18 protein-coding genes and 1 tRNA gene are annotated in these 18,783 nt (G+C 33.1%); 10 read left to right on the forward strand and 9 right to left on the reverse strand.

Annotated features, from left to right (window positions below):
- Window positions 1-2: 2 nt before the first annotated feature.
- The 3 genes from BUB42_RS03000 to BUB42_RS03010 all read left to right on the forward strand — a co-directional run bounded on the left by BUB42_RS03000 (window position 3) and on the right by BUB42_RS03010 (window position 3,390).
- A complete protein-coding gene (locus BUB42_RS03000; RefSeq protein ID WP_073017054.1) occupies window positions 3-1,730 on the forward strand; it encodes a PspC domain-containing protein in 1,728 nt (575 codons plus the stop codon).
- Window positions 1,731-1,750: 20 nt separating this feature from the next.
- On the forward strand, window positions 1,751-2,473 hold the full coding sequence (locus BUB42_RS03005; protein WP_244533872.1) for a head GIN domain-containing protein: 723 nt from the start codon (window positions 1,751-1,753) through the stop codon (window positions 2,471-2,473).
- A gap of 83 nt (window positions 2,474-2,556) precedes the next feature.
- Window positions 2,557-3,390: a GIN domain-containing protein gene (locus BUB42_RS03010; protein WP_073017057.1), complete on the forward strand. Its 834-nt coding sequence runs from the start codon at window positions 2,557-2,559 to the stop codon at window positions 3,388-3,390.
- Window positions 3,391-3,524: 134 nt separating this feature from the next.
- On the opposite strand, the gene trxB is transcribed toward BUB42_RS03010, so the two are convergent.
- The 3 genes from trxB to BUB42_RS03025 all read right to left on the reverse strand — a co-directional run bounded on the left by trxB (window position 3,525) and on the right by BUB42_RS03025 (window position 6,386).
- Complete coding sequence (gene trxB / locus BUB42_RS03015; protein WP_073017059.1) at window positions 3,525-4,472, reverse strand: thioredoxin-disulfide reductase; 948 nt, start codon at window positions 4,470-4,472, stop codon at window positions 3,525-3,527.
- Between the two features lie 579 nt (window positions 4,473-5,051).
- Window positions 5,052-5,495, reverse strand: a complete 444-nt coding sequence (locus tag BUB42_RS03020) for a hypothetical protein (RefSeq protein ID WP_073017061.1) — start codon at window positions 5,493-5,495, stop codon at window positions 5,052-5,054.
- A gap of 816 nt (window positions 5,496-6,311) precedes the next feature.
- A tRNA-Pro gene (locus tag BUB42_RS03025) sits at window positions 6,312-6,386 on the reverse strand.
- 320 nt (window positions 6,387-6,706) lie between these two features.
- Here BUB42_RS03025 and BUB42_RS03030 point away from each other — a divergent pair.
- From BUB42_RS03030 to BUB42_RS03060, 7 genes are all read left to right on the forward strand, one after another.
- On the forward strand, window positions 6,707-7,474 hold the full coding sequence (locus BUB42_RS03030) for a ParA family protein (RefSeq protein WP_073017062.1): 768 nt from the start codon (window positions 6,707-6,709) through the stop codon (window positions 7,472-7,474).
- A gap of 4 nt (window positions 7,475-7,478) precedes the next feature.
- Window positions 7,479-8,378: a ParB/RepB/Spo0J family partition protein gene (locus tag BUB42_RS03035; RefSeq protein WP_073017064.1), complete on the forward strand. Its 900-nt coding sequence runs from the start codon at window positions 7,479-7,481 to the stop codon at window positions 8,376-8,378.
- Entirely contained in the window at window positions 8,378-8,938 is a 561-nt protein-coding gene (locus BUB42_RS03040) for a DUF5683 domain-containing protein (RefSeq protein WP_073017066.1), read from the forward strand. The genes BUB42_RS03035 and BUB42_RS03040 overlap by 1 nt, the downstream gene beginning before the upstream one ends.
- A gap of 42 nt (window positions 8,939-8,980) precedes the next feature.
- The gene (locus tag BUB42_RS03045; RefSeq protein WP_073017068.1) at window positions 8,981-9,184 is read left to right on the forward strand and encodes a hypothetical protein; all 204 of its coding nucleotides are present in this window, start codon (window positions 8,981-8,983) and stop codon (window positions 9,182-9,184) included.
- Window positions 9,185-9,895 carry a 4-hydroxy-tetrahydrodipicolinate reductase gene (gene dapB / locus BUB42_RS03050; RefSeq protein WP_073017070.1) on the forward strand — a complete coding sequence of 237 codons (711 nt, stop codon included), beginning with the start codon at window positions 9,185-9,187 and terminating at the stop codon, window positions 9,893-9,895.
- Between the two features lie 116 nt (window positions 9,896-10,011).
- Entirely contained in the window at window positions 10,012-11,565 is a 1,554-nt protein-coding gene (gene lepB / locus BUB42_RS03055; protein ID WP_073017072.1) for a signal peptidase I, read from the forward strand.
- 68 nt (window positions 11,566-11,633) lie between these two features.
- Entirely contained in the window at window positions 11,634-12,257 is a 624-nt protein-coding gene (locus BUB42_RS03060) for a WbqC family protein (RefSeq protein WP_073017074.1), read from the forward strand.
- Window positions 12,258-12,419: 162 nt separating this feature from the next.
- On the opposite strand, the gene BUB42_RS03065 is transcribed toward BUB42_RS03060, so the two are convergent.
- The 6 genes from BUB42_RS03065 to BUB42_RS03090 all read right to left on the reverse strand — a co-directional run bounded on the left by BUB42_RS03065 (window position 12,420) and on the right by BUB42_RS03090 (window position 18,606).
- Entirely contained in the window at window positions 12,420-13,466 is a 1,047-nt protein-coding gene (locus BUB42_RS03065) for an endonuclease/exonuclease/phosphatase family protein (protein ID WP_073017361.1), read from the reverse strand.
- 40 nt (window positions 13,467-13,506) lie between these two features.
- The gene (locus BUB42_RS03070) at window positions 13,507-14,376 is read right to left on the reverse strand and encodes a rhomboid family intramembrane serine protease (RefSeq protein ID WP_073017076.1); all 870 of its coding nucleotides are present in this window, start codon (window positions 14,374-14,376) and stop codon (window positions 13,507-13,509) included.
- A gap of 26 nt (window positions 14,377-14,402) precedes the next feature.
- Window positions 14,403-15,149 carry a rhomboid family intramembrane serine protease gene (locus BUB42_RS03075; protein WP_073017077.1) on the reverse strand — a complete coding sequence of 249 codons (747 nt, stop codon included), beginning with the start codon at window positions 15,147-15,149 and terminating at the stop codon, window positions 14,403-14,405.
- Complete coding sequence (gene mutL / locus BUB42_RS03080) at window positions 15,146-16,987, reverse strand: DNA mismatch repair endonuclease MutL (protein WP_073017079.1); 1,842 nt, start codon at window positions 16,985-16,987, stop codon at window positions 15,146-15,148. The genes BUB42_RS03075 and mutL overlap by 4 nt, the downstream gene beginning before the upstream one ends.
- 164 nt (window positions 16,988-17,151) lie before the next feature.
- Entirely contained in the window at window positions 17,152-17,724 is a 573-nt protein-coding gene (gene ribH, locus BUB42_RS03085) for a 6,7-dimethyl-8-ribityllumazine synthase (RefSeq protein WP_073017081.1), read from the reverse strand.
- A gap of 105 nt (window positions 17,725-17,829) precedes the next feature.
- Window positions 17,830-18,606, reverse strand: a complete 777-nt coding sequence (locus tag BUB42_RS03090; protein ID WP_073017083.1) for a tetratricopeptide repeat protein — start codon at window positions 18,604-18,606, stop codon at window positions 17,830-17,832.
- Window positions 18,607-18,783 lie beyond the last annotated feature (177 nt).

Genomic DNA, 18,783 nt, shown 5'->3' on the forward strand with positions numbered 1-18,783 from the left:
TCATGAACAAAACTGTAAATATAAACATAGGCGGAATGTTTTTTCATATTGATGAAGATGCATACCAAAAATTAACCCGCTATTTTGATGCTATAAAACGCTCTTTGTCCAACTCATCTGGGCATGACGAAATCATTAAAGACATTGAAATGCGCGTTTCGGAATTATTGCACGAGAAGCAATTGAGTGATAAACACGTAATAGGTTTGAAAGATGTTGATGAAGTTATTGCGGTAATGGGACAACCAGAAGATTACATTATTGAAGATAATAATGCTGCAGAACCTCATTACAGCTCAACTTCAAGAAGGACTAAAAAACTATATCGAGATAAGGAAAAAGGTATGATTGGTGGTGTATCATCCGGTTTAGGATATTATTTTGGGATTGATGCGGTGTGGATTAGGATTGTCCTGATTCTATTAGTTTTTGCTGGTTTCGGAACAGGAATTTTAGCGTATATCATACTTTGGATTGTCACTCCAGAAGCCATCACTACATCAGAAAAACTGGAAATGACGGGAGAACCCGTCACGATTTCGAATATCGAAAAAAAAGTAAGAGCCGAATTTGATACTGTTTCTGATAAATTCAAAAATGTGGATTATGACAAATACGGAAACCAAATAAAGACGGGTGCTGAGAAATTTGGAAGCTCGTTCAGTGATTTTATAATGACTGTTTTTAAAATTTTCGCGAAATTCTTAGGGGTGATTTTAATTTTTACGGGTATTGCCACTTTAGTTTCCCTTTTAATTGCTGTTTTCACTGTGGGATCCTCTGATTTTATTAATGTTCCATGGCAAAATTTTATAGAAGCAGGAAATTTTACTGATTATCCTATTTGGGCCTTTGGACTTTTAATGTTCTTTGCCATTGGAATACCTTTCTTTTTTCTAACAATATTAGGTTTTAAATTACTTGCACCCAATATAAAATCAGTTGGAAATATTGTAAAATATACCTTGCTTGCGCTATGGCTTATCGCAGTATCTCTAGCAATATCTATTGGAATTAAACAAGCTAGTGCGTTTACAGTTGATGGTAGAATGGTCAAAAAAGAAACAATTAACATAAATCCTACTGACACACTTTTTATTAAATTTATACACAATGATTATTTTGCCAAAAATTTGGACGATCGCAATGATTTTATGGTCACTCAAGATTCCACAGGCACAGATATTATCTACTCAAATGAAGTAAGTTTAAAAATCGAAAGAACAGATGAAAAATCACCTTATATCCAAATCGAAAAACAAGCAAAAGGAAAATCATTATCAGAAGCTAAGAAGAGAGCCGAGCAAATAAAATACGGTTATAGAATTGAGGGTAGTCGATTAATTTTTGACAATTATTTAATAACTGATTTAAAAAACAAATACCGAGATCAAGAAATTGAAATCATATTATTTTTACCAAAAGGTACTCTGGTTAAACCAGACGATTCCATGCAAAATTACAATCGAACTGATAGCGATTACCTTATATGGAATCCGGGATCTAGCAATGAGGTTTTTAGAGTTGAAGACAACATAATGAGGTGTACAAACTGTGTGACTGATGAAAACAAGCAAAACAATAGTAATGAAGCTGCGGATAGCACACAAACTTCCATCACAATAGATGAAAATGGAGTTTCTATAAAAGGGGACACTATTATTGAATCTAAGAAAAAATTCAAGGGACTGACTATAAACAAAGATGGAATAATAATTAAAACCAATTAGTTATGTTAAAAATAATCACAATGATCACAAAATTTATTTTGGTGGCATTAACAGCACTACTTTTTTCATCATGCAATCATTCTGTCAATTGGAACACAATAGAAGGGAGTGGAAATGTAACGACTGAAAAAAGAACAATAGAGGGTAAATTCACAAATGTGGAAGTAAATAATGGAATTGATCTGACTATTGAACAATCACAAACTACTGAAATAATAGTAGAGGCCGATGATAATTTACAGGAACATATCACAACTACAATCGAAAATGGAACACTTATCATTTCCTGTGACAAAAATTCATTAATAGATTTAACCTCAAAAAAAGTAACAGTAAAAATGCCTATTATTGAAGCGCTGGAAGCAACAAGCAGTTCTACTATATCAAGCGCAAACACATTGATGGGTGAAAATATTACAATACACAGTTCAAGCGGTGCAACGATTGAAATAGACCTTGAAGCGGATACAATTATATGTGACAGCAGTAGCGGAAGTGATATCACTATTAACGGAAAAGCGCTTGAACTAAAAACAACTGCCTCTAGTGGAAGCGACATCAAAGCAATTAATCTATTAGCTAATAATGTAACAGCCGATGTTTCAAGTGGCGCAAGCATTAGCGTGCATGCGATTGTGAACTTGAACGCACAAGCATCAAGCGGAGGAGATATTAAGTATGCAGTTGAACCAAAAAAAACTGTAAAATATGTTAGCTCTGGAGGAAGTATCAAAAAAGGATAACATTTTTATTCCAAATACTATAAAATCATCCATCGTAAATGGATGATTTTTTTATATTTGTGAATACATTTAAATAAACTAAAATGAAAAAACACTTTACTCTATTACTAGTCGTCTTGTTTACAACAGTACTATTGGCACAATCAAAGGAAAAAATAAAAGGTTCAAAAATTGTAACAATTGCGAGTAGAGAAATTGGTGATTTTGAAGCGTTAGTAGTTGAAGATAATTTAGAAATAAGTCTGGAACGTGGCGAGAAGGCGGAAATCAAAATTGAAGCTGATGAAAACTTACATGAAATTATTGTAGCAGAAGTATCTACTAATACGTTGCGTATTCATACTACAAAACAAGCTATAAATTTTAAGAAACTATTGATACGAGTAACTTACACTGATAAACTGAATTTTATTACTGCCAAAAATGAAACCGTTATCAATGCAATTCAAGAACTTTTACTGGATTCCATTACTTTAAAAGCCGAGGATGAATCCAAATTATTTATTAATGCCAGCGTAACTAACTTTATTCTTGAAGCCGATGGTAAATCTAAAACGGAATTGAACTTAAAGTCTACAACTGCCAAAATCGGATTACTTAAGAATTCGACTTTGAAAGCATTAATTAACACAGTCGATTTAAAAATAGACCAATATCAAAAATCAATTGCAACGCTAGAGGGAGCCTCTGAAAACGTTATAATTCGTGTAGATAATAACTCCGCTTTTATTGGAAATAAGTTTACCACTAAAAAAGCTGAAATCACTACTGAAAGTTATACGAACTGCAGTTTATTTGTTGAAAACGCGGTTATAATAACGGCAACGGATAAATCGGAAATTCAACTTTTAGGCTCACCAAAAATCGAGATACAAAAATTTCTGGATGAAGCAAAGTTATTTAAGAAATTGAAATAGAATAAAATGAGTGCGCGGTATTAGTAGTACATATAATCTTGACAATTTGTTTACCTGATTAAAAAAATACTTAAATAAAAAGAGTCCCAATTTTTTAAAATTGAGACTCTTTTTATTAAGCTTATCTTTTATAATTATTCTTTAGCAGCCAAATATCTTTCAGCATCTAAGGCAGCCATGCATCCTGTTCCAGCAGCAGTAATTGCCTGACGATAAACATGATCGGCAGCGTCACCAGATACAAAAACACCTTCAACATTCGTTCTTGAACTTCCCGGAGTATTCACAATATAACCTGTTTCGTCTAATGTGATATAATCCTTAAAAATATCTGTATTGGGAGTGTGACCAATAGCAACGAAGAAACCAGTCGCTTCAATGTCAAAAGTTTCTCCAGTTGTTTTATTCAGTGCTCTCACGCCTGTAACCACTTGGTCATCACCTAAAACTTCTACAGTATCGTGGTTCATTAGGATAGTAATGTTTTCTGTTTTACGAACGCGGGCTTCCATGATTTTAGAAGCTCTAAATTTTTCGCTACGAACTAACATTGTTACTTTCTTGCACAATTTAGATAAATAGTGAGCCTCTTCACAAGCTGAATCCCCTGCTCCAACGATTACTACTTCCTGATTTCTATAGAAAAAACCGTCGCAAACTGCACAAGCAGAAACGCCACCACCCATTTTTAAGTAATGTTGCTCTGATGGCAACCCTAAGTATTTAGCTGAAGCTCCAGTAGAAATAATCACTGTTTCACAATGCAATTCTTTTTCGTCATTGATCCACACTTTAAAAACATCACCAGAAAAATCAACTTTAGTAGCCCAACCATCCCGCACATCAGTACCAAAACGTTGTGCCTGAGCTTGTAAACCCACCATCATTTCTGGACCTGTAATTCCCTCGGGATTTCCGGGCCAGTTTTCTACTTCGTTAGTTGTTGTAAGTTGGCCTCCAGGCTGAATTCCTTGGTATAAAACTGGAAACATATTAGCTCTAGCGGCATAAATTCCAGCAGTGTAACCTGCAGGACCAGAACCTATAATAAGACATTTAATTTTCTCGATTGTATCTGACATAGTAGAATTATTTCATTTTTGATGGTGCAAAAATAAGATATAATTACTGTAAAAAACAGGTTCAAGTATCAGTTTTAATTATTGTCTAATAAAAAATTTCCTTGTGTAATAAAATAGAAAGGATTTTTTGCCTGATTGCCAGAGTTGATTCCAAAAAACGGAAATTCAAATCTGCGCCACCCTTTAGGTAAGATATGTAACGTTTTGCTAAGCTTGGATTTTAAAATCTTAACTCTTTAGATCTTATACTTATTAACCTTAAAATCTTTAGGTATTAAGGTAGATAAAATGCCATACTTTTTAGAAAATTAACATCACAAGGTTTGCTAATAAATGAGTAATCTGCCCGATATAAAACATTGGTATTCTGTGATGGTTCACTTTTAGGAAGGCGTAATTAGCCAACTAGTTCGAATTATTTTTTTCGGTAATTCAATGGAAACATCTTCTAACCCTTATCCATAATTAGTTTTTCATATTATGTTTGTCTCATCTCCTTATATTCCGTCTCAATTAAAGCTAAATATATAAACCCCGCCAGAATATCTGACAGGGTCAACTTTAACTTATTCAATATTATTAATTTCCTTCACTGAGTGAAAAACTGCCATCACCACTAAAGTTAGTTAACGTAATGGTGACGGTCCAAATCCCAGACGTACCTGACGATGTAACACCATCTATAGAATCAGGTTCAGTATCGCTATTAATTGTGCGATTGAGTACGATATTCCCCTTAGAATCCTCCACTATCATGACAAAGGTACCTTTCGAAGTTGCTGTGATATCAGCATTGTAGTCAGCCGTGTTGAGTTTGTTGTTCCAAATAAATGAACGAGATACGGTGCCTACGTTACCTGTAAAACTTGCATCAATATCGCCATTAAAATCTGATCTATCGCCATTCAGTAATGTTCCATTCACAGATACCCTTGCAAAGGTGTCGTCATCATTGCTGCACGCCACAAAAAATACTACTGCAACTAAAAGCGCTGCTATTTTTAAAAATCCTCTACTTTTCATAAAAAAATATTTTAATTAATTGTATTTAAATATAACGGCACATAAAGAATCATATTGGATAATAAATTCTCCTATGAAGTACAACTATTGCTCATTTAAGTTGCCACAAGATAAAATCTCATAAAAAAAATTACGAAATAAGTAGTTGTTATACAATGTATTTTCAGTTTACGAAAAGTAACTTAAGCCTTTCTGTAAGTAAATTTTGTTTTACAATAAGTTGATTTTTGGGATGTTAAAGTTTTCATCCGTTTTATTTTAAAAATTAAAACCTAAGTTAAATCATTGCATTAGGTCACATTTTTTATGTACTGTAGAACTCGGTAACTAAATGAGTCACATTTAAATCAAACCAAATAAAATGATTACCTCAAAATTACAAAATGCCAATAATCATTTAATAAACAAGCTTTTATAACTATTTGATTTATTAAAAAGCCGGTGTGGCAGAGTTGATTCCAAAAAATGGAAATTCAAATCTGCGACCTTCCTGATTTTTAATTGGGACGTAATAACTACATTTTCTTTAAAATCAATTCCGTTATTTTCACACTAATTTTTTCCATTTCTTTATTTCTTACGCGCAAACAATTCCTTGGATTTTAAATTCAAATGACTAAAAATAAACAAATTCGCAATCATTATAAATTGCTGTAAAACCATCATGCAAACTCAAATGACGCTGTGATCTTTTTAGTAAAATCAGGGAAGTACAACCAACTTAATATGCGCGAATTGCATTTGAATAGAGAATTTAGACTTAAAACATAATTTTAGCGCATAAAAAAACCTTCTTGGTTTACAAGAAGGTTTTTGTCGGGGTGGCAGGATTCGAACCTGCGGCCTCCTGCTCCCAAAGCAGGCGCGATAACCGAGCTACGCTACACCCCGAAAGCGGGTGCAAATATACAATTATTTTTTGCATCTACAAGCTATTTGAGAAAATTAGAATCAAAATTAACTTTATGATTCAGTTTAGTTTTCCTTGTAAAAATAACTTTAATCATCGTCATAATAAATAGTTTCTGGATCTCTATAAATTTCTAAAATACCTGAAACGGTCTAGCTGGTTTAGCTCTTAAAAAATCTAATGATTAAAAGAAATTGAAATGAATACACACCATGCAATCCAACATTATCAATTGTTAACAAAATAGATTTTCATAAACCATAAATAATTGTATTTTTACGCTTCAAAAATTACACGACAAATGGGCAAAATCATTGCGATTGCTAATCAAAAAGGAGGCGTTGGAAAGACTACAACATCAGTTAATCTTGCTGCTTCATTAGGGGTTTTAGAAAAAAAAGTACTTCTTATCGATGCTGATCCACAGGCAAATGCCAGTTCTGGTTTAGGTATTGATGTTGATTCAGTTGAAATTGGGACCTACCAAATTTTAGAACACAGTCACGCTCCAAGAGAGGCTATCATTCAATGTTCGGCTCCAAATGTCGATGTTATTCCCGCTCATATTGACCTTGTTGCAATCGAAATCGAATTGGTAGACAAGGAGAATAGAGAATATATGTTCAAAAAAGCATTAGAAAGTGTAAAAGACGACTACGATTACATTATTATTGATTGTGCTCCGTCTTTAGGACTTCTGACTGTAAACGCCCTGACAGCTGCTGATTCGGTAATTATTCCTATCCAATGTGAATATTTTGCATTAGAAGGTTTAGGGAAATTATTGAATACAATTAAAAGTATCCAAAAAATTCACAACCCAGATCTAGATATTGAAGGTTTGCTTTTGACAATGTTTGATTCTAGATTGCGTTTATCCAATCAAGTTGTTGAAGAAGTTCAGAAGCATTTTAATGACATGGTTTTTACAACTATCATTCAACGCAATGTAAAGCTAAGTGAAGCACCAAGTTTTGGCGAAAGTATCATAAACTATGATGCAACCAGTAAAGGAGCAGTCAATTATCTTGACTTAGCGCAAGAGATTATAAAGAAAAATAGCAAATAATTTTATGGCACAAGCAATAAAAAAACAAGCCCTTGGAAGAGGATTATCGGCATTATTAAAAGATCCAGAAAACGATATAAAATCTGTTGATGATAAAAATGCAGATAAAGTTGTAGGAAATATTATTGAGCTTGATATTACAGCTATTGAAATAAATCCGTTCCAACCTAGAAGTAATTTTAATGAAGAATCACTAAGAGAATTAGCTACTTCAATAAAAGAATTAGGTGTTATTCAGCCTATTACTGTTCGGAAATTAGAATTTAATAAATACCAGTTAATCTCAGGAGAACGTCGTCTCCGAGCCTCTACTTTGGTAGGAATAACTACTGTTCCAGCTTACATTCGAATTGCAAATGACAACGAATCACTTGTTATGGCGCTTGTCGAGAATATACAACGTCATGATTTAGATCCAATAGAAATTGCACTTTCATATCAACGCTTAATTGATGAAATTCAATTGACTCAGGAACAAATGAGTGATCGTGTGGGTAAAAAAAGATCTACAATTGCTAACTATTTGCGACTTTTAAAACTAGATCCAATAATCCAAACTGGGATTCGGGATGGTTTTATAAGTATGGGTCACGGTCGTGCGATTATAAATGTCGAAGATCAAGACGTTCAAACTGATATTTATCAAAAAATAGTTAGTCGAAATTTATCAGTTCGGGATACCGAAGCCTTGGTCAAAAACTACCAAGAAAGTTTAAAACCAAAAACAGCTGGAAAACCAAAAGCAACTTCTTTTGAAATTCCCGACGATCAGAAAAGTACATTTACTAACTATTTTGGAACCAAAGTAGACGTAAAGGTGGCAGGAAATGGAAAAGGAAAAATTACGATTCCATTCCATTCAGAAGAAGACTTCAACAGAATTATCAAATTAATAAACGGATAGTGAATAAGTTTATTTTCACAATATTTATTTTTTTAAATATAGGAACTGCAACTGTTTTTGCCCAAGAAAAAACAACTGCAGTTCTTGTAGCAAAAGACACTTTAAAATCAAATGATATCGATCCTTTGACTCCAGCTAAAGCAGCTTTTTACTCTGCTATACTGCCTGGTTTAGGTCAAGCATACAATAAAAAATATTGGAAAATACCGCTTGTATATGGTGCTTTAGGAACGAGTATTTACTTTTATATTGATAACAATAGACAATATATACAGCTACGAGATGCTTATAAACGTAGACTAGAAGGATACACTGACGATAAATTTGCTTTTTTAAGCGATTCTAGATTAATAACTGCACAAAGGGGTTATCAACGTAACCGCGATTTATCCGCATTACTTACAGTTGCACTTTATGCTTTAAATATTATAGACGCCAATGTGGATGCCGCTTTACTCCAATTTAACGTTGATGAAAATATATCTATCCGCCCTACAATTTATCCAAATGATGTAACATTTAAAACAAATGTTGGACTAACACTTAATTATAATTTCTAGTTTACTTTAAAACTACACTTGAATAAAATAAACCTACTTACCATGTCATTACTTAATAAAATAGGAAAAAAAATGTTTTTTATGATCGTTACAGTTTTACTGATAATGACCTTAATTAATTATTCAAATTTTGAAAGATTTAATGTTATCAGGATGAATGAATTCTTTTCTGGATTTTTTGCAGGAACTTTATTAGCTCTTTTGATTGCAGGGATGCTCAATTACACTAAAATAAAAAATAAATAAATGAAAATTGCGCTTTTAGGATATGGGAAAATGGGTCAAGTAATTGAGCGAATAGCGCTTGAAAGAGGACACGAAATCGTTTTGAAAAAGGACGAAAATAATACTTTTGAAGGTCTTTCCCTTGCTGATGTTGCAATCGATTTTAGTATTCCAACGGCTGCAGTAACTAATATTTCAAGCTGTTTCAATAACAATGTTCCAGTAATATCAGGAACAACTGGTTGGCTGGAGCACTATGATGAAATGGTGGCACTTTGTAAAGCTACAAAAGGGGCGTTCATTTCTAGTTCTAATTTTAGTTTAGGTGTAAATGTATTCTTTGAAATCAACGAATATTTAGCAAAAATCATGTCTAAGTTTGATTCGTATTCGGTTACAATGGAGGAAATTCATCATACTCAAAAACTAGATGCACCTAGTGGAACTGCAATTTCATTAGCTAAAGGGGTGATTGAAAACAGTTCCTATACTAATTGGACACTGGAAATTCCCGACAGTAATCAAATTCACATTGAAGCAAAACGAATAGAAAATATTCCAGGAACACATACTGTAAGATACAATTCACCCGTAGATGCAATAGAAATTAAACACACAGCGCACAATCGCGAGGGTTTTGCACTAGGAGCTATAATTGCCGCCGAGTGGCTTGTGGGAAAACAAGGGGTTTACACAATGAAAGACGTTCTTGAATTGCAAAGTTTACAATAAAAAAAAGAGAATAATTCAAGAGATTTCTAAATTTTAGTTTTTCAGTTAACAGTAATTAGAGCGATTATTAGTTTGCACTAATTTTAAAAATTATCACTTAAAAAAAATAACGTATTATGTCTACATATCAATGGTTTGTGTTTTTCTTACTTATCCAAATTATTCATTTTCTTGGAACATGGAAATTATATAAGAGCGCAGGTAGGAAAAGCTGGGAAGCTGCCATTCCCGTTTACAATGCCATCGTTTTGATGAAAATAATTAAACGTCCTACTTGGTGGACTATTTTATTATTCGTTCCAATTATCAATTTGATTATTTTTCCTGTAATCTGGGTCGAGACTTTACGAAGCTTTGGAAAAAGATCAACATTAGACACTTTTTTAGGCATTGTAACTCTTGGACTTTATATTTATTACGTCAATTACACTCAAAAGTTAAATTACGTTGCTGATAGAAGTTTGATTCCTCAAAATAAAACTGCCGATACTATCAGTTCGTTACTTTTTGCAGTAATTGTCGCAACTCTTGTACATACGTACCTAATTCAGCCGTTTACTATACCAACTTCGTCATTAGAAAAATCATTGTTAGTAGGTGACTTTTTATTTGTGAGCAAGATGAATTACGGAGCTAGAGTTCCTATGACTACGATTGCATTACCTATGGTTCACGATTCGATTCCGTTTACAAAATTAAAATCGTACTTGATTAAACCACAGTTACCTTATATGAGATTGCCAGGAATTCAAAACATTGATCGTACAGATATTGTTGTTTTCAATTGGCCTGTGGATACCGTGTTTAAGTTTTTTGACACATCAAAAAGACGCGCATATAAACCGGTTGATAAAAAATCAAACTATGTTAAAAGATGCGTAGGAATTCCAGGAGATAATTTATTAATCAAAGATGGGATTATTTACATTGATGGAAAAATTTTGCAATTAACAGAAAGAGCTAAACCTCAGTTTTCTTATAAAGTTGCTTTTGATGGTAAAACACCAGTAAATCTTGAATATTTATTCCAAGATTTAAGTATCACCGATCCGGCGTTTTTTACAAACGACACGAAGAGAGATACCCTGTTTTTGAGCGCACTAACTGAAATTGGCGCTGAACGTTTTAAAAATACACCAGGAATAACCGCGGTTATTAGACAAATTTCAACTGCAGCTGATTTTAGCGTTTTCCCTCACAATAATAAATGGAATCGCGATAATTATGGTCCTATTTATATTCCTGAACAAGGAAAAACAGTTCCTTTAAATGCGGAAACATTGCCATTTTACAAAGCAATCATAACTGATTATGAAAATAACGATTTAAAAGTAAATGGTTCAGAGATTCGAATAAATGGTAAAATTGCTACTAGTTACACTTTTGGACAAAATTATTATTGGATGATGGGAGATAACCGCCACAATTCAGAAGATAGCCGTTACTGGGGATTTGTACCTCAAAACCACATTGTAGGAAAACCTGTTTTTATCTGGCTAAGTGTTGACCCAAATGGAAAAGGATTAAACAAAATACGTTGGGACAGAGTTTTTACAACAGTGAGTGGCGAAGGTCAACCACAATCGTACTTTAAATTATTTTTACTTGGGCTGGTAATCTTTTTTGTAGGAGAATATTTCTGGAAAAAGAGAAAAGCGGCGAAAATTTAAATAAAATTAAAAGTTTAAGGTTTTAAATAAAATTAGAACCTTAGACTTTTTGCTTTAAATAAATCAACATGAACACTTTAATACATCCCTGTTATTTTCCATCAATCAGTCATTTTGTAGCACTCGCACAATCGGAGGAAGTTACATTTGAAGTTGCCGATAATTTTCAAAAACAAACCAACAGAAATCGAACCTATATTTACAGCCCAAACGGAATTCAGTTATTGAATATTCCAATAAAACACTGTAAAGACTCGCGTCAGAAAACGAAAGACGTTAGAATTGAACCCGACTTCGACTGGCAGAAACAGCATTTTAAATCGCTTGAAGCCGCTTACAGAAGCTCACCATTCTTTGAATTTTTTGAAGCTGATATTCGTCCTATTTTTGAAAAAAAACACGAATTTCTACTGGATTTGAACTTTGAATCATTAGAAATTGTTTTCAAATGTTTGCGAATGAAAGTTGAATTTAATAAAACAGCTGAATATTTCACGCATGTAGACTCTACTAAAACGGATTTTAGAAATTTAGTTGAAGGTAAAAAAGATAGTTCCACATTTACAAAATACACCCAAGTTTTTGATGATAAACATGGATTTATTAATAATCTAAGCGTTCTTGATTTAATCTTTAATGAAGGTAAATATGCTATGGATTATTTAAAAGAACAAACGCTGATAGTTAAATAGATACTTTTTAAGGATTAAAGGATCATAATTTGGGCGTGTTCGCCGCGGCGAACTGGGCTTTACGTTCCCGCTTTTTTTTATAAAGCGATAAAAATCGCATCATAAAAAAAAAGCTCCACTTCAATCCCTCACGCAAAAAATCGTGAAAAGAAAAATTTGCTTTTATTCATAAGTCAAACGCGCCATGATAGGAAAGTGATCTGAGTTTATAAAGTCGGGGAAATTTTCAAAATTTTTAACAGTCATTTTTTCATCGGCAAAAATATAATCAATGCGAGCTGGATAATATCTGAATTTATAGGTTGCTCCAAATCCTGTACCAGCTTCTTCAAAACCATCCTTCATATTACCTTTGATACTTCTGTAAACATACGAAAAGGCACTGTTATTCATATCACCACAAATAATAGTAGGATAAATCGATTTTAATTTATGTTCCCTCAAAATTTCTGCTTGCTGCTGCTGCTGTTTAAAAGCTTTACTTATTCTATTTAAAAGTTTTTGTGATTTCTGCTGATTGATCACATCGATATTTTCATCGATTTCATTCACATCAGGTGATATTTTTATCGATTGTAAATGCATATTGTAAACTCTGATAATATCCTTACCTTTTTTTATATCAGCATAGACAACATTGTTACTTGAATTTGGAAAAATAATATTTCCTTGATTTATAATCGGGAATTTAGAAAAAATAGCTTGACCAGATTTTATTTGGTTTCCAGTGGTGTAAATATATCGATGTCGATACACTTTTAAATCAATATTAGCTGAAGGAGCGTATTCCTGAATGCATAAAATATCAGGATTTTTGTCATTGATAAAATCCACTATATCCGAAGGTACATCATCACGATCAATCCAATTGAAAACATTCAGCAATCGCACATTGTAACTCATTACGGTAAAGTCTTTTTCTTCAATTACAAAAGTAGCTGCAGAAAATTTGTAGAATTTATTGATAAATGTAATTCCTAGCAATAGAACTAAACCAGATACGATCAATCTCTTTTTAAATTGCACTGCCCAGTACACAAAAAACATCGCATTAAGTATAAAGAAAATAGGCATAAAAAGCGTTAGAACAGATAAAATTGGAAATGATTTAGGAGCTAAAAAAGGTAAGACGTACGCGATAAAAGTCACAAGAATAACAACAATATTTAGAAAAAACATTCCTTTGTTAAACCATGATAAATTTTTCATTCTACTATTTTTTATTTTTACAAAAAATTCTTTTTGGATTTTACTTACCAACTTTAAACAAAAATTCTTTTTCCTCTTTCGTCAAACTGTCATACCCAGATTGACTTATTTTATCCAATATATCATCAATTTGTTGCTGTGATTTGTCCTTTGTAATAATTTTCGAAACGCTTTTTTCAATTGGTTTGCTATAATTTTTATGTACTTTTCTAAAAGGTGTCGATTCCTTTTTTTGAAACAGAGTAGCAAAAAAATTTAAAACCGAAGAGACAATTTTACTTAGATCAAATCCACTTTCTAGCAATTTAATGAATATAAATCCAAACAAAGCTCCCGCAAGATGAGAAATATGTCCGCCCATATTTTCAGATCGAATTTGCATTAAATCAATAATCAGAATTACCGCTGTGACATGCCACAACTTTACATTTCCAATTATCAGTAATCTAAGTTCCATCATTGGATTATAAGTGGTTGTTGCAACTAATATCGCCATTATTGCGGCAGAGGCACCAACAAGGGGAGCACTAATATTAAGAACATAAAAGATTAAAACATAACTAACACCAGCAAAAATAGCACTTAATACATACAAACCTAATAATTGCTTTCCTGTAAAATAAGTCATAAACAATCGGCCTGCAAAATTCAGCACTAACAAGTTAAAAATGATATGCATTATTCCTGCATGAAAAAAAGCGTAGGTCAGCAAAGACCATGGTTTCCAAATCAGATTTGCAGGATTAGAGGACAAACTTACATATTGAACATAATCAATATCAATTCCTACTAGAGATAAAAGTCCAAACAGTGCCCACGGAAGTACAAACAAAGCAGCATTCCAAAAGATGAGCTGCGTTACAATCCCTCCTACTTTATATTGTAATTTTATGTCGTCAATTATATCCATACTTTTATTCAATTTAAAATTAAATTCTAGTTCCAGCGATTATCATTAAACTGATTTTTTTTCCAATACCACATAATTATAAAACCAAACAAAGCGCCACCAACGTGCGCAAAATGTGCAATTCCGCCACCTCCAAAAATAGACTTTCCAGAAATCCCTAAATACAAATCAATTAAAACAATACCCGGAACAAAATATTTAGCTTTTATTGGAACAGGAATAAACAATAAGGCTAATTCAGCGTTAGGAAACATAAAGGCAAATGCGACAATCGTTCCATATATTGCACCTGATGCTCCCACCGCAGTTCCTGCATAAGCACTAGTGAATTTATTAAAATCAGATACGGTGAGCAATTCTTGCCAACCTGTATTAATTTTTCCTTCGCTTAATATTTGTAAAATGTCTTGCTTTGAAAATCCATTAGCGATGAGCGTATTCAAACCATCCTGAAAATAATAGTAATTTACAGAAGTATGTACCAAAGCCGCTCCTAAACCGCATGAAATATAGAAAAATAGGAATTTTTTACTCCCCCAAACGTTTTCTAAAGCTGATCCAAACGAATATAAAGCAAACATATTAAAAAGAATATGCATTAAGCCGCCATGCATAAACATGTGTGATAGTATTTGCCAATACTCAAAACCAGGGTTTTCTGGAAAATACAATGCTAAATATTTATAGGCAACATCGCCTAAAAAAAGGGTTCCAACAAAAAACAAAACATTTATAATTACTAATTGTTTTACGGTTTCAGTGACGTTTCTCATAATGCAAATTTTTTATCTAAATCTTCCACACGCATCGTGATGAAAGTGGGTTTATGAAATGGCGATACATTGGGATCTTTACAGGCAAAAAGCCCATTAACCAAGTTTTCTTGTTCTTTTTCAGTTAAGTATGATCCTGTTTTTACAGCTAAACTTTTAGCCATTGATTTAGCGATCGAATCATTTTGACTAAAACTACTTTCTGGAATTCCATCTTGTAAATCGTTTAATAACTGCTCTAAAACTATTGAAACTTCACTCTCCGTTACATTTACAGGAATTCCTGATATAACTATATGATCCGTATCATTTTCTTCAAATACAAATCCAGTATTTATTAATGAAAGTTGTAATCCAGAGATCAGTTCCATTTCACTACTTGAATAAAACAAATTCAATGGAAACAACAACTGCTGACTCGATGCCTGTTTTACCGTCATATTCAGTAAAAATTGCTCATACAAAACCCGCTGATGCGCGCGCTGCTGATCTACAATTACCATTCCTGATTTGATTGACGAAATAATGTATTTTTTATGAATTTGATACGTTTTATGAACAGAATTTTCTACTTCTTCATCTTGAAACAATGAAGAAGTAATTTCTTCATTTTCAAATGTTAGGTGTTGACTTTCGTTTGGATTCTCGTCTAATCCCACATATAAGCTTTCCCAATTAGCCGTTGATTCTGGTTTCTTATAAGTTGAAAATTGCTTGCTTGGCCTTTCTTCAGAAAACGGATTAAAATTTCCATCAACCTGAATTGTAGGTGTCGCGCCGTCAAAATCTTTATAATGATAAGGTGTATCTAAATTTGAATCCCTATCAAAATCTAAAACTGGTGCAACATTAAACTGACCTAAACCATGTTTAATAGAAGCCCGTAAGATGGCGTATAATGCTTGTTCATCATCGAACTTAATTTCGGTTTTAGTGGGATGAATATTAATATCAATAGTATGGGGTGGCAATGTAAGATTTAAAAAATAACTAGGTTGTGCACCGTCTTTTAAAATTCCATCATAAGCAGCCATCACCGCATGATGCAAATAGCCACTTTTTATAAATCGGTCGTTGACAAAGAAAAACTGCTCACCCCTACTTTTCTTGGCAAATTCAGGTTTGCTTACAAATCCTTCAATAGTTACAATTTCTGTTTCCTCTTGAACTGGTATCAGCTTTTCATTGGTTTTACCCGCAAAAACAGCAACAATTCGCTGGCGTGAAGTTGCTGGAGCTAAATTGAACATTTCACTACCGTTATGATAAAAAGTAAAATGAATTTTTGGGTGGGCCAATGCTATACGCTGAAATTCATCAACAACATGGCGGTATTCCACCGTATCTGATTTCAGGAAATTACGCCTTGCAGGAATATTAAAGAATAAATTTTTAACAGCAAAAGAAGTTCCTTTAGGCAAAACAGCCGCATCTTGGGATATAAATTTACTACCTTCAATAATTATATGATTTCCCAGTTCCTCCTGATCTTGCTTAGTTTTCATCTCCACATGTGCAATTGCGGCAATTGATGCTAATGCCTCACCTCGAAAACCTTTTGTATGCAATGAAAATAAATCCTCTGCCTGACGGATCTTAGATGTAGCATGACGCTCAAAACACAATCGAGCATCAGTAACACTCATTCCTAAACCATTATCAATGACTTGTACCAATGCTTTTCCAGCATCTTTTATGATCAATTTGATATCTGTTGCACGCGCATCAACTGCATTTTCAAGTAACTCTTTCACCACCGAAGCGGGTCTTTGAACTACTTCACCAGCAGCAATCTGATTCGCGACATGATCAGGAAGTAATTGAATAATACTCGACATTAATGAATTGGGTTTAGAATTTTGAGTTAATATTTTTAAAACGTAGCAATGCAAATTTAATGAATTTCCATTCGCAATAGTAGCTTATTAAGTCATAATTAAAACAAAAAACCTACACTATTGAAAACAGTATAGGTTTGTTAATTTATAAACATTTCAACTATTTATTCCTTCAATTCTAATGGCAGGTTTTCTATTTGTAAAGCTCCTGATGATAATAAATGTTGATCATCTATTTGATGTGTAAACGAAGCTTGCTGACGAATGTATGCCATCTTTATAGCTGCAATAGCGGCTTCGGTACCTTTATTGCCATGGATTCCTCCACTTCGATCAATGGATTGTTGCATTGTATTATCAGTCAAAACACAAAAGATAACAGGAATATCAGTTTGAACATTTAAATCTTTAATTCCTTGGGTTACTCCTTCACAAACAAAATCAAAATGCTTAGTTTGCCCTTGAATTACGCATCCAATAGCAATAACAGCATCAACATTTTGCGTTTGTAACATTTTTTTTGAGCCATAAATAAGTTCAAAACTTCCTGGAACATTCCACCTAATAATATGATGAGCTGGAACTTGGTTTTCTAATAATGCTTTAACAGCTCCTTTACAAAGTCCTTCGGTAATAGTCTCATTCCATTCTGAAACAACAATCCCAAACCGAAAATCTTTCGCATTTGGGATTGAATTTTTGTCGTACTCAGATAAATTTTTATTTACAGTAGCCATTTGATTGTCGTTTTAAATTTCAGAGTTATATTTTGTCATGTTAAAGGTAGCATTTTGAAATCAAAAATATACTCCCGCGCATCACCAATCTAAAATCCTTATTTACTATTGCGCTAATCCTATTAACACATCAATTGAAGCTGCTTCTGGTGATGCGTCATAATTTTCCTTAATATCAGTAAAATATTTTAGGGCATCTGCTTTATTTCCTAGAGTTAGAGCTACTTTTCCAGCTTTTAATAAAAAACGTGGCGTAGTAAAATCATTTTTATTTGACTCCGCAGCTTTTAGGTAATTTTCTAAAGCTTCTTTCGGCTGGTTCTTTTCAGAGTATGCATCTCCAATCGCTCCTTTTGCTAAAGCTCCTAAAACAATATCATCTGAATTGAATTTACTTAAATAATCAATTGCTTCAGTATATTTTCCCGTATTCAAATAAGCAATTCCAGCATAATAATTTGCTAAATTTCCAGCGTCTGTGCCTGAATATTCATCGGCTATCTTCAAAAATCCAAATTTCCCTTCAGATCCATTTAATGATAATTTATATAAAGAATCACTTGACACGCCATCAGTTGCTTTTTGAAAATTTTGCTGCGCAACAAACATTTCATTAGCGGCTTCTTCTTGTTGTGGCGCTGCAATAAATCGTTGGTATCCTAAATAACCAATCATGATAATAGCAGTTGCGGCAACCAATCCAATAATGATTTTTTGATTTTTAGCAACCCAATCCTCAGTTATTGTCGCTGTTTCATCTAATTTTGAAAAAACTTCAGCTGTTGTGCTGTCTTTGTCATCGATTACTTTTGCTTCAATTCCTTCTTCGTTAACCTCTTTTTCTTTTGGTGCTTTATATCCTCGTTTATTGTACGTTGCCATTTTTTATAATTTAGTGAAGCGCAAAAATAAAATTTTTATTCAAACTCACGCAAGAAATATGCTTTTATATTAAAAAAAAATGCTACAATCGAAACTTTCGGTGAACTATCGCATTAAATAATTTGAGAATGCATTCAAAAAGTATTTAATTTCGAAAATTTTCGATAATTTGCGCTC

This window comes from Flavobacterium micromati, assembly GCF_900129585.1.
Lineage (GTDB): Bacteria > Bacteroidota > Bacteroidia > Flavobacteriales > Flavobacteriaceae > Flavobacterium > Flavobacterium micromati.